The sequence below is a fragment of the Delftia sp. WSY_12 genome (assembly GCF_043104645.1).
Lineage (GTDB): Bacteria > Pseudomonadota > Gammaproteobacteria > Burkholderiales > Burkholderiaceae_C > Comamonas > Comamonas tsuruhatensis.
In genome coordinates this window covers 246,439-269,068 of sequence record NZ_JBICKW010000009.1, presented here as the reverse complement: position 1 = coordinate 269,068, position 22,630 = coordinate 246,439, and the positions used below count along the sequence as shown (strand labels likewise).

Annotated in this window: 20 protein-coding genes; 16 read left to right on the top strand and 4 right to left on the bottom strand. The window is 67.8% G+C overall.

Features of this window, described 5'->3' with window-relative positions:
- Window positions 1–105 precede the first annotated feature (105 nt).
- Window positions 106–588 carry a LapA family protein gene (locus ACF8LI_RS05475; protein WP_392412328.1) on the top strand — a complete coding sequence of 161 codons (483 nt, stop codon included), beginning with the start codon at window positions 106–108 and terminating at the stop codon, window positions 586–588.
- 106 nt (window positions 589–694) lie between these two features.
- Here the strand turns inward: ACF8LI_RS05475 and ACF8LI_RS05470 are convergent, their stop codons facing one another.
- Complete coding sequence (locus tag ACF8LI_RS05470) at window positions 695–1,000, bottom strand: c-type cytochrome (protein WP_016445179.1); 306 nt, start codon at window positions 998–1,000, stop codon at window positions 695–697.
- Between the two features lie 107 nt (window positions 1,001–1,107).
- Between ACF8LI_RS05470 and ACF8LI_RS05465 the strand changes: the two genes are divergently transcribed.
- Window positions 1,108–1,350, top strand: coding sequence for a TIGR04438 family Trp-rich protein (locus ACF8LI_RS05465; RefSeq protein WP_016445180.1), 243 nt, complete (start codon window positions 1,108–1,110; stop codon window positions 1,348–1,350).
- A gap of 189 nt (window positions 1,351–1,539) precedes the next feature.
- Window positions 1,540–3,399 (top strand): dihydroxy-acid dehydratase, encoded by a 1,860-nt coding sequence (gene ilvD, locus ACF8LI_RS05460; RefSeq protein WP_016445181.1) that lies wholly within the window; start codon window positions 1,540–1,542, stop codon window positions 3,397–3,399.
- 338 nt (window positions 3,400–3,737) lie between these two features.
- Here ilvD and bfr read toward each other — a convergent pair whose 3' ends face one another.
- On the bottom strand, window positions 3,738–4,214 hold the full coding sequence (bfr, locus tag ACF8LI_RS05455; protein WP_016445182.1) for a bacterioferritin: 477 nt from the start codon (window positions 4,212–4,214) through the stop codon (window positions 3,738–3,740).
- A gap of 265 nt (window positions 4,215–4,479) precedes the next feature.
- Here bfr and ACF8LI_RS05450 point away from each other — a divergent pair, with 265 nt between their 5' ends.
- The 9 genes from ACF8LI_RS05450 (at window position 4,480) to ACF8LI_RS05410 (ending at window position 16,424) form a co-directional block, all read left to right on the top strand.
- Window positions 4,480–5,322, top strand: coding sequence for a p-hydroxycinnamoyl CoA hydratase/lyase (locus tag ACF8LI_RS05450; RefSeq protein ID WP_016445183.1), 843 nt, complete (start codon window positions 4,480–4,482; stop codon window positions 5,320–5,322).
- Window positions 5,323–5,486: 164 nt separating this feature from the next.
- On the top strand, window positions 5,487–7,658 hold the full coding sequence (locus ACF8LI_RS05445; RefSeq protein ID WP_392412325.1) for an acetate--CoA ligase family protein: 2,172 nt from the start codon (window positions 5,487–5,489) through the stop codon (window positions 7,656–7,658).
- A gap of 106 nt (window positions 7,659–7,764) precedes the next feature.
- Window positions 7,765–9,135: an MFS transporter gene (locus ACF8LI_RS05440; RefSeq protein ID WP_017405759.1), complete on the top strand. Its 1,371-nt coding sequence runs from the start codon at window positions 7,765–7,767 to the stop codon at window positions 9,133–9,135.
- Window positions 9,132–10,922: an acyl-CoA dehydrogenase gene (locus tag ACF8LI_RS05435; RefSeq protein WP_017405758.1), complete on the top strand. Its 1,791-nt coding sequence runs from the start codon at window positions 9,132–9,134 to the stop codon at window positions 10,920–10,922. Before ACF8LI_RS05440 ends, ACF8LI_RS05435 begins: the two co-directional genes overlap by 4 nt.
- 109 nt (window positions 10,923–11,031) lie before the next feature.
- A complete protein-coding gene (locus ACF8LI_RS05430) occupies window positions 11,032–11,496 on the top strand; it encodes a MarR family winged helix-turn-helix transcriptional regulator (RefSeq protein WP_016445187.1) in 465 nt (154 codons plus the stop codon).
- A gap of 61 nt (window positions 11,497–11,557) precedes the next feature.
- On the top strand, window positions 11,558–12,403 hold the full coding sequence (gene lgt, locus ACF8LI_RS05425) for a prolipoprotein diacylglyceryl transferase (RefSeq protein WP_223275185.1): 846 nt from the start codon (window positions 11,558–11,560) through the stop codon (window positions 12,401–12,403).
- A 209-nt stretch (window positions 12,404–12,612) separates the two neighbouring features.
- Window positions 12,613–14,058, top strand: a complete 1,446-nt coding sequence (locus tag ACF8LI_RS05420; RefSeq protein ID WP_392412322.1) for a malonyl-CoA decarboxylase — start codon at window positions 12,613–12,615, stop codon at window positions 14,056–14,058.
- A gap of 96 nt (window positions 14,059–14,154) precedes the next feature.
- Window positions 14,155–15,153: a tripartite tricarboxylate transporter substrate binding protein gene (locus ACF8LI_RS05415; RefSeq protein ID WP_026062480.1), complete on the top strand. Its 999-nt coding sequence runs from the start codon at window positions 14,155–14,157 to the stop codon at window positions 15,151–15,153.
- A 116-nt stretch (window positions 15,154–15,269) separates the two neighbouring features.
- The gene (locus ACF8LI_RS05410) at window positions 15,270–16,424 is read left to right on the top strand and encodes an esterase-like activity of phytase family protein (RefSeq protein WP_043789635.1); all 1,155 of its coding nucleotides are present in this window, start codon (window positions 15,270–15,272) and stop codon (window positions 16,422–16,424) included.
- A gap of 12 nt (window positions 16,425–16,436) precedes the next feature.
- On the opposite strand, the gene ACF8LI_RS05405 is transcribed toward ACF8LI_RS05410, so the two are convergent.
- A complete protein-coding gene (locus ACF8LI_RS05405; protein WP_046987263.1) occupies window positions 16,437–17,153 on the bottom strand; it encodes a GntR family transcriptional regulator in 717 nt (238 codons plus the stop codon).
- Between the two features lie 39 nt (window positions 17,154–17,192).
- On the opposite strand from ACF8LI_RS05405, the gene ACF8LI_RS05400 reads away from it, so the two are divergent.
- From ACF8LI_RS05400 to ACF8LI_RS05385, 4 genes are all read left to right on the top strand, one after another.
- Entirely contained in the window at window positions 17,193–17,942 is a 750-nt protein-coding gene (locus tag ACF8LI_RS05400) for an enoyl-CoA hydratase/isomerase family protein (protein WP_017405751.1), read from the top strand.
- 182 nt (window positions 17,943–18,124) lie between these two features.
- A complete protein-coding gene (locus ACF8LI_RS05395; RefSeq protein ID WP_392412319.1) occupies window positions 18,125–19,093 on the top strand; it encodes a Bug family tripartite tricarboxylate transporter substrate binding protein in 969 nt (322 codons plus the stop codon).
- A 165-nt stretch (window positions 19,094–19,258) separates the two neighbouring features.
- Complete coding sequence (locus tag ACF8LI_RS05390; protein WP_126311833.1) at window positions 19,259–20,446, top strand: CaiB/BaiF CoA-transferase family protein; 1,188 nt, start codon at window positions 19,259–19,261, stop codon at window positions 20,444–20,446.
- Window positions 20,447–20,489: 43 nt separating this feature from the next.
- The gene (locus ACF8LI_RS05385; protein WP_392412317.1) at window positions 20,490–22,043 is read left to right on the top strand and encodes a malonyl-CoA synthase; all 1,554 of its coding nucleotides are present in this window, start codon (window positions 20,490–20,492) and stop codon (window positions 22,041–22,043) included.
- Window positions 22,044–22,151: 108 nt separating this feature from the next.
- Here ACF8LI_RS05385 and ACF8LI_RS05380 read toward each other — a convergent pair whose 3' ends face one another.
- Window positions 22,152–22,595, bottom strand: coding sequence for a universal stress protein (locus tag ACF8LI_RS05380; protein ID WP_016445196.1), 444 nt, complete (start codon window positions 22,593–22,595; stop codon window positions 22,152–22,154).
- Between the last annotated feature and the right edge of the window lie 35 nt (window positions 22,596–22,630).

Sequence of the window (22,630 nt, the reverse complement as noted above, 5' to 3'; positions counted from 1 at the left end):
GCCCTGTCTTGCAGTCCTATTTTGTGTGGGCCGACAGCTCAGGCATGATGGTTGCGGTACAACCGAAGCTGTTGCTTTCACCACTGCCGAGGGAGGCCTTTCACCATGAATCTGAGAACCCTGTCGCTGCTGATCACCGTGGCCCTGATCGCGTTGCTGGCGGCATTCAACTGGAACACGCTGGCCGCGCCATCCGTCGTGTCGCTGGGCGTCACCGATGTCCAGGCGCCGCTGGGCGTGCTGATGCTGGCGCTGACCTGCCTGCTGGGCGTGTTCTTCGTCGCCTATGTGCTGTGGCTGCAGGGCTCGGTTCTGATGGAGGCGCGCCGACACGCCAAGGAAATGCAGGCCCAGCGCGACCTGGCCGACAAGGCCGAGGCCTCGCGCTTCACCGAGCTGCGCACCGTGCTGGAAGACCTGCATGCGCGTGACAAGGAGGTGCTGATGGCGCGGCTGGATGCGCTGGAGGCCCATCTGGTGCAGCGCGCCCAGGAGTCGGACAACAGCACGGCCGCCTATGTGGGGCAGCTGGAGCAGCAGGTACGCCTGCACCAGCAGTCCGGCACGGGCGCTGCGGACTACAGGTAAGGGGGCCGGGCCCGGATTCACCGGCGGACCATGAAAAAACCGCGCGACTTGCGTTGCGCGGTTTTTTTGCGGGCCCTGAGGCGGGGCCCCGAAGGAAAGGCGGAGCCTACTTCAGCGACATCACCCAGGCGGCCAGCTTCTTGGCATCGGCTTCGTTGACCTGGGGGTTGGCGGGCATGGGAACCGGGCCCCAGACGCCGCTGCCGCCCTTCATGATCTTGCCTGCCAGCTTGTCCACGGCGTCCTTCTGGCCGGCGTACTTGGCGGCCACATCCTTGTAGGAGGGGCCCACCAGCTTCTTGTCCACTGCGTGGCATGCCATGCAGTTCTTGGAGGTGGCAAGTGCCTGGTCGGCCATGGCGGGGGCCACGGCGGCGACGGTCAGGGCAAATGCAATCAATGTCTGCTTCATCATGAGTTCCTGGGGTGTTGTCGGGAATAATTATGCGAACCATTGTAGTGGGCGCGCATGCGTGATGCGTTACCTCGTGTGAAGCGCTTTGTGGCGAAGGAGAAGTGATGTATCTGTTGGGAATTGCGGTCCTGCTCACCCTGCTCAAGCTGGCCGATATCGAACCTGTCGCCACCTGGTCGTGGTACGTCATCCTGGGCGCCTATGGCTTGACGGCGGCCTGGTGGGCCTGGGCGGACATGTCGGGCTACACCAAGCGGCGCGCGGCCGACAAGATCGAGCAGCGGCGCCTGAAGCGCATCGAAAAGAACAAGGAAGCCATGGGCACGGGCACGCGTTCGCGCCGCTGATCGGATCTGAATTGCGCAGCAGGCTTCGCCGCAGGCGATGCCTGGGGTCTGCAAAGGGGCGGTCCACGCCGGCCGGGGCATTCCTGCGCCCCAGCGGTGCGGCGGGTGCTGCGCCATAATCTTCGCCCAGACCCTGGCCTTCCCCACAGGACCAGGGACGGACCGAGACGACAGATAACTGGATTGCCCATGCCCGCATACCGTTCCAAGACTTCCACCGGCGGCCGCAACATGGCTGGTGCGCGCGCCCTGTGGCGTGCCACCGGCATGAAGGATGGCGACTTCGACAAGCCCATCATCGCCATCGCCAATTCCTTCACGCAGTTCGTGCCCGGCCACGTCCACCTCAAGGACCTGGGCCAGCTGGTGGCGCGCGAGATCGAGGCCGCAGGCGGCGTGGCCAAGGAATTCAACACCATCGCCGTGGACGACGGCATCGCCATGGGCCACGACGGCATGCTGTATTCGCTGCCCAGCCGCGACATCATCGCGGACTCGGTGGAGTACATGGTCAACGCCCACTGTGCCGACGCGCTGGTGTGCATCTCCAACTGCGACAAGATCACCCCCGGCATGCTGATGGCCGCCATGCGGCTGAACATTCCCGTGATCTTCGTCTCGGGCGGCCCCATGGAAGCGGGCAAGACCAAGCTGGCCAATCCCACCACGCACACGCTGGAGTTCAAGAAGCTGGACCTGGTCGATGCCATGGTGATCGCGGCCGACTCCAACTACACCGACGAGCAGGTCGCCCAGGTCGAGCGCTCGGCCTGCCCCACCTGCGGTTCGTGCTCGGGCATGTTCACCGCCAACTCCATGAACTGCCTGACCGAGGCCCTGGGCCTGTCCCTGCCCGGCAACGGCACGGTGCTGGCCACGCATGCCGACCGCGAGGAACTGTTCAAGCGCGCCGGCCGCCGCATCGTCGAGCTGGCCCGCGAGTACTACGAGCAGGAAGACGCATCCGTGCTGCCGCGCTCGGTGGGCTTCAAGGCCTTCGAGAACGCGATGACGCTGGACATCGCCATGGGCGGCTCCACCAACACCATCCTGCACCTGCTGGCCATTGCCCGTGAAGCCGAGATCGACTTCACCATGGCCGACATCGACCGCCTCTCGCGCCAGGTGCCCCAGCTGTGCAAGGTCGCGCCCAACACGCAGAAGTACCACATCGAGGATGTGCACCGCGCCGGCGGCATCTTCGCCATCCTGGGCGAGCTGGCTCGCGCCGGAAAGCTGCACACCGACGTGCCCACCGTGCACGCCAAGACCCTGGGCGAAGGCCTGGCGCAGTGGGACATCACCACCACCCAGGACGAAGCCGTGCGGCACTTCTACCTGGCAGGACCGGCCGGCATCCCCACCCAGGTGGCCTTCAGCCAGAACACGCGCTGGCCCAGCCTGGACCTGGACCGTGCCGAAGGCTGCATCCGGTCCTACGAGCACGCCTTCTCCAAGGAGGGCGGCCTGGCCGTGCTGACGGGCAACATCGCCCTGGACGGCTGCGTGGTCAAGTCGGCCGGCGTGGACGAAAGCATCCATGTGTTCGAGGGCACGGCCCACGTGACCGAGTCGCAGGACGAGGCCGTGCAGAACATCCTGGACGACAAGGTCAAGGCCGGTGACATCGTCATCGTGCGCTACGAAGGCCCCAAGGGCGGCCCCGGCATGCAGGAAATGCTGTACCCGACCAGCTACATCAAGTCCAAGGGCCTGGGCAAGGCCTGCGCGCTGCTGACGGACGGGCGCTTCTCGGGCGGCACCTCGGGCCTGTCCATCGGCCACTGCTCTCCCGAAGCTGCCGCTGGCGGCGCCATCGGTCTGGTGAAGAACGGCGACCGCATCCGCATCGACATTCCCAACCGCAGCATCAACGTGCTGGTCTCCGACGAGGAACTGGCCCGCCGCCGCGCCGAGCAGGATGCCAAGGGCTGGAAGCCCGCCCAGCCGCGCCCGCGCAAGGTCTCGGCCGCGCTCAAGGCCTATGCCAAGCTGGTGATGTCGGCCGACAAGGGCGCCGTGCGCGACCTGTCGCTGCTGGACGACTGACACCGGGCTGCACCGCCGCCCGGCGGTGCGCACCCGATGAAAATGAAAAGGGATGGAAGGCCTTGCGGCTTTCCATCCCTTTTTCTTTTCTCTTCTCTCAGGCCCTCGAGGGCTCTTGTTTCATCGTGGGGCGACCGGCTTGCCGTTTCATCGTGGCTGCCGGTTCGGGTTTTCATCGTGGAGCAAACAGCCCACTCTCATTTATGGGAAGTGCCTGAAAAATTGGCGCGGCCAAAACAAGGGACAGCGAGCAAAGGCCGCCCCGCCGCGAGGCTGTCGTCCCCCTCCCGCGAAGCGAGAGAGGGGGAAGGCGCGAAGCGCCTCAGGGGGAGCTTCATTCAGGCCGGCTCGCCCATCTTGCTTTGCAGGTAGTTGGGCAGCCCGATCTTCTCGATCAGGCCCAGTTGCTTCTCCAGCCAGTAGGCGTGGTCTTCCTCGGTATCGCGCAGCTGGGCCAGCAGCAGGTCGCGACTGTTGTAGTCGCCGTGGCGCTCGCACAGGGCCATGGCCGAGCGCAGGCTGTCACGCACACGGTATTCGGTGGCCAGGTCCTTGCGCAGCATCTCTTCGACGGTCTCGCCGGGCGTGAACTCGTGCGGGCGCATGTCGGGGCGGCCGCCCAGGAACAGGATGCGGCGCAGGATGGCGTCGGCGTGCTGGGTTTCCTCTTCCATCTCATGGCCGATGCGCTCGAACAGGCGCAGCAGGCCCTGGTCCTCGTACTGGCGCGAGTGGATGAAGTACTGGTCGCGTGCGGAAAGTTCGCCGCGCAGCAGCTCTATGAGGCATTCGATGACTTCTGGCTGGCCTTGCATGTTCTTCTTCTCCTGACTGTGTTGAACACCGCAAGTATCGCGTGAACCCCCGGATCGGCCAAAACGCCTGCCGCAATTCCCCGCAGGCCGCGCATTGCATGCATGCGCGACGCAGAAGCATTCGCATCGCCGCCGGTCTGGGTGGTGACGGGGCCTAGGGTAAACGCTGTATTGCTATGTCGAATAATAGTTATTTATCATAACGATTATGGATCCGAAGCATCGGTGTCCAACCTCCCATTTCCCTTTTGCACAAGGAAGCGCAATGAGCACCGAACGTACCGAAGAACAGACCGTGTCCTGCACCGTCGAAGGCCGCGTGGCCTGGGTGAAATTCAACCGCCCCGAAAAGCGCAATGCCATGAGCCCCCAGCTCAACCGCCAGATGATGCGCGTGCTCGACGACCTGGAGTTCCGTGACGACGTGGGCGTGGTCGTTCTGGCCGGTGAGGGCACGGCCTGGACTGCCGGCATGGACCTGAAGGAATACTTCCGCGAGACCGAGGCCACGGGCCTGGCCGGCACCCGCAAGGCCCAGCGCGAGAGCTATGGCTGGTGGCGCCGCCTGCGCTGGTTCCAGAAGCCGACCATCGCCATGGTCAACGGCTGGTGCTTCGGCGGCGGCTACGGCCCGCTGTTCGCCTGCGACCTGGCCTTTGCCTCGGATGACGCCAAGTTCGGCCTGTCCGAAATCAACTGGGGCATCCTGCCCGGCGGCGGCGCCTCCAAGGTGGCGGTGGAGCTGCTGTCCTTTCGCCGTGCCATGTACCACGCCATGCTCGGCGAGAACATCGACGGCCGCACGGCGGCCGAGTGGGGCCTGGTCAACGAATCCCTGCCGGCCGACCGCCTGCAGGCCCGCGTCACCGAAGTGGCCGAGGCCCTGCTGCAGAAGAACCCCATCGCCCTGAAGGCCACCAAGGACGCCATCCGCCGCGTGCGCGACATGAGCTACGACAACGCCGAGGACTATCTGGTGCGTGCCCAGGAAGCCGCCAACAGCTTCGACAACGAAGGCCGCAAAGAAGGCATGCGCCAGTTCCTGGACGACAAGACCTACAAGCCAGGTCTCGGAACCTACGACTTGAGCAAGCAAGTCACCCCCTGAGGCGCTTCGCGCCTTCCCCCTCTCTAACTCGCTTCGCGAGGGAGGGGGACGACATCCTCAGTGCGGGGCGGCGCGGCCGGCTTAGGCCCTTCCTCGGTGTCCCTCGCTTGGGCAGCGTCCACCACGCGCGGTAGGCCTCCCAGCTTTAATCATTGGAGACAAGAATGACAACGACAGAGATGGCGGCCGCCGTGCGGCCCGACATCGGCAGGCTGCTGAGGCCGCGTTCCATCGCCATCGTCGGCGCCTCGGCCACGCCGGGTGCGCTGGGCGCATCGGTGCTGGGCAATCTGGAGCGCAACGGCTTCGCTGGCGACATCCACCTGATCAATCCCAAGCGCAGCGAGATCGCCGGCCGGGCCTGCCTGGCTTCGGTGGACCAGCTGCCCGAGGGCGTTGACGTGGCCGTGCTGGCCATCCCCCAGCCCTTTGTGCTGGACACGGTGCGCGCGCTGGCGGCGCGGCGCGTGGGCGCGGTGGTGATCTTCTCGGCCGGCTTTGCCGAGGCAGGCGAGCGCGGCATGGCCGAGCAGCGCGAGATCGCACGCATCGCCGCCGAGGCCGGCATGGTGGTGGAGGGCCCCAACTGCCTGGGCTGCATCAACTACCTGCAGCGCGTGCCGCTGACCTTTGTCGAAGTGAATATCGACGCGCAGCAGGTCGATGCCGCGCGGCCCGCCATTGGCGTGGTCTCGCAAAGCGGCGCCATGATGACCGTGCTGTGCACCACGCTGGCCAGCCGCGCGCTGCCGCTGTCGCACGCCATCTCCACGGGCAACGAGGCCGCCAGCCATGCCGAGGACTATGTGGACTTCCTGCTGGAGCAGCCTTCCACGCGCGTGGTCGCCATGATCGTCGAGCAGTTCCGCCAGCCCGGGCGCATTCTGGCCGCCGTGGCCCGTGCGCGCAGCCTGGGCAAGTCGGTGGTGCTGCTGCATCCGGGCAAGAGCAGCGCGGCGCGCGCCTCGGCCGCCACGCACACCGGCGCCATGGCCGGCGACTATGCGCTGATGCGCACCAAGCTGGAACGCTCAGGCGCCGTGTTTGCCGAGACACTGGAGGAGCTGGGCGACATCGCCGAGATCGCCATCCGCTGCCCGGTGCTGCCATCGGCTGGTGCAGCCGGTGCAGCAGCTGCAGCTGGAGTTGCCGTGCTGGGCGAGTCTGGCGCCTTCAAGGCGTTGACGCTGGACTGGGCCGAGGAGCTGGGCCTGGCACTGCCCGCCATCGGCGACGACGACTCGCCCGCGCTGCGGGCTGCGCTGCCCGATTTCGTGGGCGTGAGCAACCCGCTGGACCTCACGGCCCAGGGCCTGGTCGAGCCGGACCTGTATTTCCGCACGCTGGATGCGCTGTTTGGCGATGCGCGCTTTTCCACCATCATCGTCGGCCTGATCCAGGGCGACCCGGTGACCTGCGGCATCAAGATGCCGCCCGTGCTGCGCGCCGTGCGCGAGCTGCGGCCGGCCAAGCCCGTCATCGTGGCGGGCCTGGACGAGGGCGCGGCCGTGCCTGCCGAGTTCATCGCCGAGATGCGTGCGCTGGGCGTGCCGTATTTCCCCAGCACCGAGCGTGCCCTGCGCGCCGTGCAGCGCCTGACCGCCTTCAGCCAGCGCAGTTTCGAGTGCACCGATGCCCAGCCCGTCGCACTGGCTCTGCCCGCAGGCCGCACGGTGGTGCCCGAGTACGAATCCAAGGCCGTGCTGGCCCAGGCCGGCGTGCCGTTTGCGAAGGGCCGCCTGGCCACCTCGGCCGAGCAGGCCGTGGCGATTGCGGCGGAGATCGGCTGGCCCGTGGCGCTCAAGGCGCAGTCGGCCGACCTCAGCCACAAGAGCGATGCAGGCGGCGTGATCCTGAACATTGCCGATGCGCAGGCCATGGGCGAGGCCTGGAGCCGGCTGCATGCGAATGTGGCCGCCTATGACAGCGCCATTGCGCTGGACGGCGTGCTGGTCGAGGCCATGGGCCGGCGTGGCCTGGAGATGATCATCGGCGCGCGCAACGATCCGCAGTGGGGTCCCGTGATCCTGGCGGGCCTGGGCGGCGTGACGGCCGAGATCATGCGCGACGCGCGCCTGCTGGACGCCGACCTGTCCACCAGCGAGGTGCTGCGCGAGCTGGACCGCCTGCAGGGCGCGCCGCTGCTGCACGGCTACCGTGGCGCCCCGGCGCTGGACCGCCAGGCGCTGGCCGAACTCATCGTGCGCCTGGGCCAGGTGCTGCGCGGCACGCCGGCCATCCGCGAGATCGACCTCAACCCGGTCATCGTGCTGCCCGAAGGGCAGGGCGTGGTCGCGCTCGATGCGCTGATGCTGGTCGAGCACAGCGCCGGCTGATGCCCGCGCAAGGGCTGGCGCGGCGCGCCGGCCCTTTTCATGCGCAGCCCTGTCTCGCTTTCCCGCTTTCTTTTTTCCGCTTTCCCTTCCTCCACAGGAGGTCTCCATGAGCCTGCCTTACCCGCCGGGCCGCGTGTCCACGCCCGCGCCGGCCGAGTCGAACGGACTCGGCTATGCCTACTACGTCACCATCATCCTGCTGCTGGCCTACACCCTGTCCTTCGTGGACCGCCAGATCCTGGGCCTGCTGGTGCAGCCCATCAAGAAGGATCTGCAGCTGTCGGACTGGGTCTTCAGCATCGTCCACGGCTTTGCCTTCGCCATCTTCTACACCTTCGTCGGCATCTTCCTGGGGCGCCTGGCCGACCGCTGGAACCGCCGCAATCTCATCGTCATCGGCATGGCGATCTGGGTGGTGGCCACGGCGGCGGGCGGCTATGTCACGGGCTTCGTCTCGCTGTTCGTGGCGCGCATGTTCGTGGGCGTGGGCGAGGCGGCACTGTCGCCGGCGGCCTATTCCATGCTGGCCGACTACTTCCCGCCCGAGCGCCGCGCACGCGCCATGAGCATCTACACCTCGGGCGTGTACATCGGCTCGGCCACGGCCTTCATCGTGGGCGGCCTGGTCATCCAGGCCACCAGCCAGGCCGGCGAGGTGGTGTTCCCGCTGCTGGGCAGCTTCAAGCCCTGGCAGGCGGCCTTCATCTTCGTGGCCCTGCCCGGCATTCCGCTGGTGGCGCTGATGTACACCGTGCGCGAGCCGCTGCGCCGGGGCCTGCAGGCCCGGGCCGCGTCCGCCAAAGTGGCCGCGCCCGCGGGACCGGCGCCCGACCTGTCCCATGTGTTGCGCAACAAGCGCGCCTTCCTGCCGCTGCTGCTGGCGCCGGGCATCACGGCCATGATCACCTTCGGCGTCACGGCCTGGCTGCCGGCCACCTTCATCCGCCAGTGGGGCTGGACGCCCGGCGAGATCGGCCCGGCCTACGGCGTCATCATCCTGACCTTCGGCATTGGCGGCATGCTGCTCAGCGGCTTCCTGGCCGACTACCTCACGGCGCGCGGCAAGCAGGTGGGGTCGATCGTCATCTCGCTGGTGGCCACCGGCGTGCTCGTCATCACCGGCCTGGTGCTGGCCTTTGCGCCCACGCCCACGGTGGCCCTGGTGGCCGTGGCGGCCACCACCTTCTTCCTGGGCATGCCGGTGGCGCTGGCGCCGCCGATCCTGCAGGCGGTCACGCCCAACCAGTTGCGCGGCCAGGTGACTTCCATCTACCTGCTGCTGATCAACCTGATCGGGCTGGGCCTCGGTCCCTTCCTCGTGGCCTTCTTCACGGACTTCGTCTTCCATGACGAAAAGCTCGTGGGCCTGTCGCTGGGCCTGGTGTCCGCACTGGCCGCGCTGCTGTCCGTGCTGTGCCTGGCCAGCGCCATCGGTCCCTACCGCCGCCTGGTCGCGGCCACGGAGGGCCGGGCATGAGCGCGCAGGCATCACATTGCTCGCACTACCAGCCGCCGCTGCAGGACATCCGCTTCGTCCAGCAGCACTGGCTGGGCGCCGAGGGCGACTGGCGCCGCATGCCGGCCCATGAAGCCCTGGACCAGGAGACGGCCGACATGGTGGTCGAGGCGGCCGGGCGCTTTTGCGCCGACGTGCTGGCCCCGCTCAACGGCCCGGCCGACCTGCAAGGCTGCCGCCTGGAGCAGGGCAGGGTGCGCACGCCCGACGGCTTTCCCGCCGCCTATGCAGCCTTCGTGGAGGCAGGCTGGCCCGCACTGGCCTGCGCCCCCGACGCTGGCGGCCAGGGCCTGCCCCAGCTGCTGGACGCCGCGCTGCACGAAATGCTGGCCTCGGCCAACCATGGCTGGACCATGTATCCGGGCATCCTGCACGGCGCCTATGCCTGCCTGCACGCGCATGGCGACGAGCACCTGCGCGCCACCTACCTGCCACACATCGTCAGCGGCCGCTGGCTGGCCACCATGTGCCTGACCGAGCCCCAGGCCGGCTCCGACCTGGGCCTGCTGCGCAGCCAGGCCAGGCCCCGCGGCGATGGCAGCTATAGCCTGGACGGCAGCAAGATCTTCATCTCGGGCGGCGACCAGGACATGAGCGAGAACATCGTCCACCTGGTGCTGGCGCGCCTGCCCGATGCGCCTGAGGGAACGCGCGGCCTGTCGCTGTTCCTGGCGCCGCGCGGCATTCCCCGGGACGACGGCAGCTTTCTGCCCAACGCCATCCACTGCGATGGCATCGAAAAGAAGATGGGCATCAAGGGCAGCGCCACCTGCGCCATGCGCTTCGAGGGCGCGCAGGCCTGGCTGGTGGGCCAGCCCCACCAGGGCCTGGCTGCCATGTTCGTGATGATGAACTCGGCCCGCCTGCACGTGGGCCTGCAGGGCCTGGGCCATGCCGAGATGGCCTGGCAGCTGGCGCGCGCCTATGCGGCCGAGCGACGCCAGATGCGCGCCCAGCCCCGGCCCGCCGATGCGCAGGGCCCCGCCGACCCCATCGCCCTGCAGCCAGCCGTGCAGCGCATGCTGGCCGACCTGCGCGTCTGGACCGAAGGCATGCGCGCCATTGCAGGCTGGGTGGCGCACCAGCTGGACCTGGCCGAACAGGCGCCGGATGCCGAGGAGCGCGCCCAGTCCCATGCGCTGGCCTCGCTGCTCACGCCCGTGGTCAAGTCCTTCTTCACCGAGCGGGGCTTTGCGCTGGCCAGCGAGGCGCTGCAGGTCTTCGGCGGCTACGGCTATGTGCACGAGTACCGTATCGAGCAGACGCTGCGCGATGCCCGCATCGCCATGATCTACGAAGGCACGAACCAGATCCAGGCGCTGGACCTGCTGCAGCGCAAGGTGGCCTCCAGCGGCGGTGCCGCGCTGGCGCCGCTGCTGAAGGTGCTGCGTGAAGAGGCCGATGCCTGCGACGCCGCGGGCATGGAGACCGGCTTTGCAGGCGCGCTGCGCAGCTGGGCCGAGCGCATGCAAGCGCTGACGGGCGAGCTGTGTACCGGCGCTGCCGGCGACAGGCAATTGCTGGCGCGTTGTGCCGAGGACTACTTGCGACTGGTCGGCACGCTGTGCATGGCCTTTGCCTGGGCACGCGCGGCGCGCGTCAGCCTGCCGCTGGCCGATCCGGCGCTGCGCCGCTCCAAGGCGGACAGCGCGGCCTGGTTCCTTGCGCATGGCCTGCTGGATGCGGAGCACTGGCTGCGCCGCACCGAGGCCGCTGCCCGTACGCCGCTGCCAGCCGCCGTGGCTTGAGCGGGCTGCCGGGGCTTTTATGATGGAACGCCGCACCGGCCCTGCAGAACCGCAGGCGCCGGTGCGGCCTTGCTTCGTTGCGCCTTCTTCCTCTTCCGGATCCGTGTCCATGGACAGCTCCTTCGAACCCGCCGTCGACCAGTCGCGCCTGCAGCGCTTTCTGGGCTACCGCCTCACGCGCGCGGAAATCCACATCCACAAGCTGTTTGCGCGGCGCGTGGCCGAACTGGACCTCAAGCCCAGCGAGTTCTCCATCCTGGTACTCATCCACGCCAACCCGGGCATCTACCTGCGCCAGCTGGGCGAGGCGCTGGACATCTCGCCCTCCAACCTGGTGCCTGTGGTCGAGCGCCTGGTGCAGCGCGGCCTCATCGGGCGCCAGCCCGATCCGCGCGACCGCCGGCTGCAGCAACTGCACCTGACGGACGACGGCAGCGCACTGCAGGCGCGGGCCGAAGGCGTGGTGGTGCAGCTGGAAGACGAACTGGAGCAATTGCTCACCGCCACCGAGCAGCGCCATCTGCTGTCTGCCCTGGACAAGCTCACGGCCATCCAGGAAGGCCCGCAAGGCTGAGCGGGCGGGACGCCATCTTTCCAACCCCTGGCCGGCGCCGGCCATGCGGCGCTGCGGCACAATGCCGACCATGCTGATGTACCCGCAGATCGATCCCGTGGCCCTGCAGATCGGGCCCCTCGCCGTGCACTGGTACGGCCTGACCTATCTGGCCGCCTTCGGCCTCTTCCTCTGGCTGGGCACGCGCAGGTTGCGCCACCCGCCCTTCGTGCGCATGCAGGGCGACCGTGCCTGGACGCGCAAGGACGTGGAAGACATTCTTTTCCTGGGCGTGCTCGGCGTGGTCGTCGGCGGGCGGCTCGGCTATTGCCTGTTCTACAAGCCCGGCTACTACCTCAGCCATCCGCTGGAAATCTTCTACGTCTGGCAGGGCGGCATGAGCTTTCATGGCGGGCTGATCGGCGTCATCGGCTCCATGGTCTGGTTCGCGCGCTCGCGCGCACGCTCGTGGCTGGAGGTGGCCGACTTCGTCGCGCCCTGCGTGCCCACGGGCCTGGCGGCGGGCCGTGTCGGCAACTTCATCAATGGCGAACTGTGGGGCCGCTTTGCCAGCCCCGAGCTGCCCTGGGCCATGGTCTTCCCGCAAAGCGGCTCCATGCTGCCGCGCCATCCTTCGCAGGTCTACCAGTTCCTGCTCGAAGGCCTGCTGCTGTTCGTGCTGCTGTGGCTGTATGCACGCAAGGAGCACAAGCCGGGCCAGGTGGCGGCGGTCTTCCTGACCGGCTATGGTGCCTTCCGCTTCATTGCCGAGTACTTCCGCGAGCCTGACGACTTCCTGGGCCTGCTGTCGCTGGGAATGAGCATGGGCCAGTGGCTGTGCGTGCCCATGGTGATCGGCGGCATTGCCATGTGGCTCTGGGCGGCGGGGCGTCCGGCCTATCCGGCCCATGCGGGCAAGCCGGCCTGAATCTGGCTGGACACAATGCGAAGCGGGCCCTGGGCCCGCTTTCTTTTTGGCGTGGCGCGCGCGTGCTGGGGATTGCCCGAAGACAAGAACGCGACATCGGCGTACACGCGCTGGCGTACAGACTCCCATAATGTGAGCAGCAAGGGATTGTCATTGGCCCGTTGGCGGCATGACAGTCCCGTGACCGCTTGATATGGAGGAGTGTCTGAATGGGTCTGGCTACCGACTGGATTGCCCGCAATGTGTCCCGCTTTCGCAGCACCGAGGCCGCTGCGCCTGCAAAAAACGCCGAAGGCGATGCAGCCAAGGCTCCCGCGCCGCGCGGCACGGCCCAGCGCCTGCAGGCCACCCTGCGCCGAGGCCAGGAAGTGCTGTCCCCGCGCGAGTTGCGCAAGCTCATGGAAGACCTGCAGGCTGCCGCCGACGCAGCGCTCAGCGATGTCGAGGGTGGCCGCCACGCGCAGCAGCTGATGGACTGGTATGCCCAGGCCGAGCTGCCGGCGCGCCAGGATTTCTGGGCGCTGATCGTCGAGCAGTTCGGTCCCGACACCGACGCCTTGATGACCGCACGCAAGCGCTATGACACGGCCACCAGCGACGCCGAGCGCGGCCATGCCGAGATGGATCTGCGCCGCGCGCTGATGTCGCCGCGCACGCGGCTGCTGCAGCGGTTTGCACAGCCCCAGGGCGGCATGGGCTTTCTGGTGGACCTGCGTGCCGAACTGCTGGCCCTGCCCAAGGCGGAGCAGCAGCGCTTTTCCGCGCTGGATGCCGAGCTGGAGCATCTGTTTTCCACCTGGTTCGACGTGGCCCTGCTGGAGCTGCGCCGCCTGAGCTGGGACTCGCCGGCCTCGCTGATCGAAAAGCTCATCCAGTACGAGGCCGTGCACGACATCCGCAGCTGGGCCGATCTCAAGAACCGCCTGGACAGCGACCGCCGCTGCTACGGCTTCTTTCACCCCCGCATGCCCACCGTGCCGCTGATCTTCGTGGAGGTGGCGCTGGTGGACAAGATGTCCGACAGCATTGCCCCACTGCTGGACGAGACCGCCGCAGCCTCCGACCTGGGCCGCGCCACCACGGCCATCTTCTACTCCATCAGCAACACCCAGACCGGCCTGCGCGGCGTGAGCTTCGGCGACTCGCTGATCAAGCATGTGGTGGAGACGCTGACGGGCGAATTCCCCCGGTTGCGCCATTTCGCCACGCTGTCGCCCATTCCGGGCCTGCGCGCCTGGATCTCCAAGCACGGCGACGCCATCCTGGAGAAGATGGACGAGCGCCAGCGCAAGGCCTTCGAGCTCAAGGCCGGCGGCATGGGCGCCGAGCACCTGCTGGCGGCGCTGGATGCGCCGCAGGATCTCAAGCCCGACGCGCCTGTGCGCCGCGCCCTGCTGTTCTGCGCTGCCCACTATCTGGGGCGCGAGACGGCCAAGGGCCGGCCGCTGGACCCGGTGGCGCGCTTTCACCTGGGCAACGGCGCGCGCGTGGAGCGGCTCAACTGGGCGGCCGACCTGTCGGCCAAGGGACTCAAGCAGTCGCTGGGCCTGATGGTCAACTATCTCTACGACCTCAAGCGCCTGGACAAGCATCGCGGCCTGCTGGCGCAGGGCCGCATACCGGTGTCCTCGGACATCGAAGCCCTGTGCAAATGAAAAGGGGCGCGGCGTAGGCCGTGCCCCTTTTCTTGCACAGGGATTGCTGCGCCTGACAACGAAGACAGCCTCAAAGAGGCGACAAGGAGACAAGTCATGCAAGCTTCCCACCCCACGGGGCGGCGCGCGGTGTTGCGCGCGGCCGGGGCCTCGATGGCCGCGCTGGCCCTGCCCATGGCAGCCCGCGCCGCGACGGACTGGCCGTCCAAGCCCGTGAACCTTGTCGTGCCGTTTCCGGCCGGCGGGGGCACCGATGCCTTTGCCCGGCCGTTCTCGGCCCAGTTCGCCAAGAGCGCGGGCAAGACCCTGGTGATCGACAACCGTGGCGGCGCAGGCGGCACCCTGGGCGCCAGCTACGCGGCCAAGCTGGCGCCGGACGGCTACAACTTCTTCATGGGCGGCACCCACCATGTGATTGCGCCGTCCATGTACCCCCGCCTGGACTATGACCTGGAGCGCGACTTCGTCGCGCTGGCCCTGCTGGCCAGCGTGCCCCAGGTGCTGGTGGTCAACCCGCGCAACGTGCCGGGCAAGACCGTGCAGGAGCTGCTGGCCGACCTGCGCAAGCGGCCGGGCAAGCTCAACTACGCCTCGGCGGGCGCGGGCACATCGCACCATCTGGCCGGAGAGCTGTTCAAGCTGCAGACCAATACCTTCATCACCCACATTCCCTATCGGGGCGCAGGCCCTGCGCTGCAGGACCTGATCGCCGGCAATGTGGACATGATGTTCGACGGCTTGGGCTCCTCGGCCCAGCACATCAAGAGCGGACGCATCCGTGCGCTGATGGTCTCGGGCGACAAGCGCAACCCCGCCTTCCCCGACGTGCCCTGCGCGGCCGAGTCCGGCCTGCCCGACTACACGGTCACCACCTGGTACGGCCTGTGGGCGCCCAAGGGCACGCCGCAGGCGGTGCAGGCCCAGGTCATCGACCAGGTGCAGCGCATAGGCTCGGCCGAAGAGATCAAGTCCATCTGGGCGCGCAACGGCGCCGACTACGGCGGCATGAACCAGCAGCAGTTCGCGGCCATGGTGCATGGCGAGATCGCGCGCTGGGCCCAGGTGGTCAAGGCCTCGGGCGCCAAGCTGGAGTAGCGGACGAGGGGCCGGTCAGGGCGGGGGCAGGGCGGCGGCATGCGCGTGCATGTCACCACCCTGTCACGGGCCTTGGCTACGGTCCATCCCTTCTGAGATCCATCCTGGGAGGGAATATGAACAAGGCAGACAAGGTCCGCTCGCCCGCATCCGTGCTGCTCGCGCTGGTCCTGGCTTTCGGCACGGCCACGGGCCTGGCAGGCTGCGGCGGCAGCGACGACGGCCCCGAGACCATCGGCTCGCTGCGGCTGATCGGCGACTACAGCATCAAGACCAAGACACTGTTCGACGGCGTGGAGTTCGGCGGCATCTCCGGCCTGGACCGCGCGCCCGATGGCAGCTACTGGGCCATCTCCGATGAGCGCGGCGGCGAGCGCGGCACGCCGCGCTTCTACAACCTGGGCATTCAGTTCGATGACAAGGCCATCCAGGCCGTGACCATCCGCAAGATGGTCACGCTCAAGGGCCGCGACGGCCAGCCCCTGCCCGGCACGCGCCGCACCGTGGACCCCGAAGGCATCCGCGTGGCGCCCAACGGCAACCTCTACGTGTCCAGCGAGGGCAACTTCAGCACCGACCCCGCCAGCCTGTTCCAGCCCTTCGTGCGCGAGATCAGGGTGGACGGCAGCTTCGTGCGCGACTTCGAGACGCCTGCGGCCTTCAACTACGTGGACAACACCACCAGCGGAGGGCGCAACAACAAGCTGTTCGAGGCCCTGGCCGTCACGCCCGACGGCAGCGTGTTCACGGCCAACGAGGATGCGCTGGTGGAAGACGGCCCCCTCACCACGCTGGCGGCGGGCAGCGTGGTCCGCGTCCTCAAGCTCGATCCGGCCACGGGCAAGTCCGGCGCGCAGTACGTCTACCAGCTGCCGAAGATTCCGCTGGACAAGGCCGCCAGCGGCAGCTTTCCGCCGGACAACGGCCTGCCCGAGCTGCTGGCGGTCTCCAACCACGAGTTCATCGCCATCGAGCGCGCCTTTGCCGACGGCGTAGGCAACACCATCCGCCTGACGCGCGCCACCATCGAGCCGGACACCACCGATGTGCGCAGCTTCAAGAGCCTGGTGGGCGCCAGCTACAAGCCCATGAAGCGCGAGCTGCTGCTGGAGATGCCCGTGACCTACCAGGGCGTCAAGCTGGACAACATCGAAGGCATCTCCTGGGGCCCGCGCCTGGCCAACGGCAACCGCACCCTGGTGCTGGTGGCCGACAACAACTTCGCGGACAACCAGGTCACGCAGTTCCTGGCCTTCGAAGTGCGGCCCTGAGCCCTCTTCGGGCTACCTCGGCTTGCGCGGGCGCTCGTACCCCACCTGCGCGGGCGCGCCCAGCACCATGTCGGTGAAGGCGCTGCCGCCTGCGCAGATGTGCTGGCGCATGGCCTCGGCGGCCACCTCCGCCTGGCCCGCGCAGATCGCAGACACCACGGCCACGTGCTCCTGCTGCGAGCGCGCCAGCCGGCCCGGCTTCTCGAACATCCGGCCCCGGTAGGGCGTGATGCGCAGCCGCAGCAGCCGGGTCTGTTCCACGATGAAGTCGTTGCCGCTGGCCTCGTATATCAGTTCGTGCAGCTGCATGTTGGCCTGCACATAGCCTTGGGCATCCTGCGCCTGGGCGCAGGCGGCGGTGTGCGCCAGCGCCGCCTGCAGCCGCTCGCGCAGCTGCGCATGGATGCGCGTGGCGGCCAGCCGGGCCAGCACGCCTTCCAGCTCGGCCAGGCCTTCCATCATGGCCACCAGCTCGCGCGCATCCAGGCGCCGCACATAGATGCCCGAGCGCGGAACGATCTCCACCAGCCCCTTGGCCACCAGCAGCAGCAGCGCCTCGCGCACGGGCGTGCGCGAGGCGCCGAAGCGCTCGCACAGGGCCGGCTCGTCGATGGCATCGCCGGGCTGCATGGCGCCTGAGCGCAGCTCATCTTCCAGCGATTGCCGTATACGCTCCTGCAGGCTGGACGTGGCCGGGGTTTTCTCCAATGGCTGCTTGGCTGGAAGCATTTTCTAATTCAAATATATCTGATTGACTGACTGATACATATGACGCCCAGACTCGACATCCAGGATCACCTGGCCACCATCACGCTGCAGCGCCCCGAAGCGGCCAACAAGCTGGCCCCCGAAGACCTGGGCACGCTGGTCGCGCATGTGGAGCTTATCAACCGCCGCGACGATGTGCGCGTGGTGGTGCTGCGCAGCGAGGGCAAGTACTTTTGCAGTGGCTATGATATATCAGAGATCCAAGGCAGCCAGACCGAGGGCAGCAGCTTCGGCGAGATGGTGGACGCCATCGAGCAATGCCGCGCCGTGACCGTGGCCGCCATCCACGGCGGCGTCTACGGCGGTGCCACCGACATGGCCCTGGCCTGCGACTTTCGCGTGGGCAGCACGGCGGCCGAAATGTTCATGCCGGCCGCGCGCCTGGGCCTGCATTTCTACGCGGGCGGGCTGGAGCGCTATGTCTCGCGCCTGGGCCTGGACACGGCCAAGCGGCTGTTCCTGACCTGCGAGCGCATCCAGGCCCCGGAGATGAAGGCCTGCGGATTCCTCACCCATCTGGCCGAACCCGCCGCCTTCGACGCGGCCGTGGCCCAGCTCACCGGCACGCTGGCCGCCATGGCGCCCATCCCTTTGTTCGGCATGAAAAAGCACCTGAACCTGATTGCGCGCGGCCGCCATGACGTGGCCGAGATCACGCGCGAGGTGCAGCGCAGCATCGCCTCCGAAGACCTGCAGGAAGGCGGCCGGGCCTGGCGCGAGAAACGCAGCCCGGAGTTCAAGGGGCGCTGAACCGCATCCTCCCGCATACACGCAGATTGCCCGTGGTGCTGCCTACCGCCCACAGCCCACGGAACCGGCGCGGCCCAACTCGGGGACACCGAGGAAGGACCGCTCCCGCACCGAGGGTGTCGTCCCCCTTTGGGGGAAGGCGCGCAGCGACTCAGGGGGTATCAATAAAGAGGAGACAAGCCATGTTCAAGCGTTTTGCACTGTCGTTGCTGCTGGCCGGATTGGCCGGTGGCGCGATGGCCCAGTCCTATCCCGCCCGGCCCGTCACGCTGGTCGTGGGATTTCCGCCCGGCGGCGGCGCCGACGCGGTGGCGCGCATCGTGGCCGACAAGGTCGGCAAGATCCTGGGCCAGCCCCTGCTGGTGGACAACCGCCCGGGCGCCGGCACCACGCTGGCGTCAGAGCATGTGGCGCGTGCAGCGCCCGACGGCTACACGCTGCTGCTGGGCAGCGCCAACATCTATGGCTCGGACCAGCTGCTCTACAAGAGCGCTCGCTATGAGGGCGCGCGCAATTTCACGGGCGTCACGCGCTGGAGTTCGGCCCCCATGCTGCTGGCCGTGCGCAAGGATTTTCCAGGCCAGAGCGTGGGAGATCTGGTGGCGCTGGCGCGCAGCCAGCCCGACAAGCTCAGCTATTCCTCCTCGGGCGCAGGCGTGATTACGCACCTGGCCACGCTGTCGTTCGCGGGCGCCAGCGGCGGCCTGCGCATGCTGCATGTGCCGTTCAAGGGCGGGGCGCCATCGATACAGGCCGTGGCCGCTGGCGATGTGGACCTGACCTTCGGCACGCCGCCCTCGGTGCTGCCGCTGGCCCAGGCGGGCAAGCTGCGCATGCTGGCCGTGAGCACGGCCGAACGCTCGCCGCTGTTCCCCGATCTGCCGGGCATGAAGGAGTCCGGCGTGCCGGGCTTTGACTACACGTTCTGGTTCGGCCTGTTCGCCCCGGCGGGTCTGCCCGAGGACGTGGCGAAGAAGCTGTTCGATGCCAGCACCAAGGCGCTGGAAGACCCCGATGTGAAGGCCAGGCTGGCCAAGCAGGGCAATCTGGCCGCGCCCTCGGCATCCCTAGAGGAATTCCGTGCCTGGGCCCTGAAGGAAGGGCAGGAGTCCAAGGCCCTGACCCAGCGTTCCGGCGCCGGGCTGCAGTGAGACACCCACTGAGGCGCCACGTGCCTTACCCCTCTCGCTTCGCGGGGGCGACGACACCCTCGGTGCGGGGGGGCGGCCCTTCCTCGGTGTCCTGGTCTTGGGCCCCGCCGGTCCCATGGGTTGTGGGTGTCGCGTCAAGCAATAGATAACGATATGGAAATCCCTATGAATGAACAAGCCACGGGCCTGCCGCTGCAAGGCCTTACCGTCATCGACCTCACGCGCGTGCTGGCCGGTCCCATGTGCACGCAGATGCTGGCCGACCTGGGCGCGCGCGTGATCAAGGTGGAGCAGCCCGGCACGGGCGACGATGCGCGCGGCATCGGGCCGTTCGTGGACGGGGGCTCGGCCTATTTCCTCTCGGTCAATCGCAACAAGGAGTCGATTGCGCTGGACCTCAAGCAGCCCCAGGACCGCGAGGTCTTCGAGCGCCTGCTGCAAGGCGCCGATGTGCTGGTCGAGAACTTTCGCCCCGGCACCATGGACAAGCTCGGCTATGGCTGGGAGACCCTGCATGCACGCCATCCCCGGCTGGTGATGACCTCGGTCTCTGGCTTTGGCCAGACGGGTCCCTACAGCGGCTTTCCCGCCTACGACATGGTGGTGCAGGCCATGAGCGGCATGATGAGCGTGACCGGCCACCCGGACGCCGGGCCCTGCCGCGTGGGCGTGTCCATCGGCGACCTGGGCGCGGGCCTGTACGCGGTCATCGGCACACAGGCGGCCTTGATGCGCCGCTCGCGCACGGGGCAGGGCGAGCGCGTCGATGTCTCCATGCTCGACTGCCAGGTGGCCTTGCTGGAAAACCCTGTGGCCCGCCTGGGCGCGCTGGGCAGCGTGCCGGGGCCTATCGGCACGCGGCATCCCTCCATGGCGCCCTTCGATGTGTTCGCGGCGCAGGACGGCTGGTTCGTCATCGCCGTGGGCAGCGATGCGCTGTTTCGCAAGCTCTGCGGCCTGCTGCAATTGCCCGAACTGGCCGAGGACGCGCGCTTTGCCGGCAATGCCCTGCGCTGCGAGCACCAGGCCGAGCTCAAGGCCGCGCTGCAGGCGCGCCTGCGGGACAGTCCCAGGGCGCATTGGCTGGGGTTGCTCACTGATAATGGCATCCCGGCGGGGGAGTACAACAGCGTGGCCGACATCGTCGAGCACCCCCAGGTGCGCGAGCGCGGCATGCTGGCCCAGGTGCAGACCCCCAGCGGCCAGACGCTGCGCGTGGCGGGCAATCCCTTGCAGGCCTCGCTCGGCCAGCCCCTGGTGCGCAGGCAGCCGCCCGCGCTGGACGCGGACCGCGAGCGCATCCTGCGCGAGCTGTCCGTGGCGCCGCCTTCGCCAATCCATGAACGTGCCTGAGATTTCCCGGTCCCCAGCGGATTCTTCCTTCTTCTTCACAGCCATGACCAACCGCAATCTGTTCGCTGCCTTGCGCGCCGCCTTTCCCCAGGATCTGCAAAAGTGGGCCGTAGAGGCCATAGGCGCTGACGGCGCCAGCCTGTTCTACAGCTGGGCCGACCTGGACCGTGGCAGCGCGCGCATGGCCAACCTGCTGCAGTCACTGCAGCTGCCGCCCGCCAGCCGCATTGCCGTACAGGTGGACAAATCGGTGGAAGCGCTGATGCTCTACCTGGCCACGCTGCGCAGCGGCCATGTCTTTCTGCCGCTGAACACCGCCTACCAGGCCGCCGAGATCGAGTACTTCGTGGGCAATGCCGAGCCCGCCGTCGTGGTCTGCACGCCGGCCAATTTCGGCTGGGTGTCCAAGATCGCCTTCACCTCGGGCGTGGCCCATGTCTACACCCTGGGCGACGACCGCAGCGGCACGCTGCTGGAGCGCGCCGCCCACCATGGCGACGAGCAAGAGGTGGTGGAGCGCGGCGAGGACGATCTGGCCGCCATCCTCTACACCAGCGGCACCACGGGCCGCAGCAAGGGGGCGAGGCTCACGCACGGCAACATGCTGTCCAACGCCGAGACGCTCAAGGACTACTGGGGCTGGCAGGACGGCGACGTGCTCATCCACGCGCTGCCCATCTTCCATGTGCATGGCCTGTTCGTGGCCATCCATGGCGCGCTGCTCAACGGCAGTCCCATGATCTGGCTGGCCAGGTTCGAACCCGGCACGGTGATCTCGCGCATGCGTGACGCCACCGTCTTCATGGGCGTGCCCACGCTCTATGTGCGCATGCTGGCCGATGCGCGGCTCACGCGCGAGGCGGCGGCCCACATGCGGCTGTTCATCTCGGGCTCGGCACCCATGCTGGTGGAGACGCACCGCGACTGGCAGGAGCGCACCGGCCACGTCATCCTGGAGCGCTACGGCATGAGCGAGACCATTATGCTGACCTCCAACCCCTACCGTGCCGATGGCCGCAACGGCGGCCAGTCCGAGCGCCGCGCCGGCACCGTGGGCTTTGCGCTGCCCGGTGTGGGCGTGCGCATCGTGGACGACGCAGGCCAGCCCGTGGCCGTGGGCGAGATCGGCAACATCCAGGTGCGCGGCCCCAATGTGTTCAAGGGCTACTGGCGCATGCCCGAGAAGACGGCCGAGGAGTTCACGGCCGATGGCTGGTTCCGCACGGGCGACGTGGGCAAGCTCGACGAGCGGGGCTATTTCAGCATCGTGGGCCGCAGCAAGGACCTGATCATCTCGGGCGGCTACAACGTCTATCCGGCCGAGATCGAAGGCTTCATCAACGAGCTGCCCGGCGTGGCCGAAAGCGCCCTGGTCGGCGTGCCGCATCCCGACTTCGGCGAGGTGGGCGTGGTGGTGGTGGTGCCGCGTCCCGGCGCTTCGCTCGAGCCCCAGGCGGTGGTCGATGCGCTCAAGGGCCAGCTGGCCAATTTCAAGATTCCCAAGCGCTGCTTCGTGGTGCAGGAGCTGCCGCGCAACACCATGGGCAAGGTGCAGAAGAATCTCCTGCGCGACCAGCACAAGCAGTTGTTCGCCTGAGTGGTCGCCAAGGCGCGGGTCGCGCCCTGGCCTGATTGAAAAAGCAAAAGGCATCGGCGCCGCCGATGCCTTTTTTTGTGCAGCGAAAGCCGAAGCTGCCGCTACCCTTCAGCGCAGTACCAGCACGGGAATGTGGGTGTGCGTGAGCACGTGCTGCGTCTCGCTGCCCAGCAGCAGGCGCTGCAGGCCCTTGCGGCCGTGCGAGGCCATGACGATGAGGTCGCAGTCGCGGCGCTTGGCCACGTCGATCACGCTTTCGGCCACCAGGTCGGACTTGACGATCTCCGTGGTCACGTGGACCTTGAGCGCCTGGCCCTTGGCGTGGATGGCATCCAGCACGGTCTGCGCGTTGGCCGTCCACTGGCCTTCGATGCGTTCGATCTGCTTGAGATCCACGGTTTCGCCGCCTTCGAAGTAGCTGCGCGGATAGTGCTGGACCACCTTGACGACGATCACGCTGGCGCCGCACAAGGCGGCAAGGCCCAGGCCGCTGTCCACGGCCTTGTCGGAAAGCTCGGAACCGTCGGTGGCGATCAGGATGCGGTTGTACATGCGTGCTCCTTTCGTGTGTGCTGATGGGTGGGACG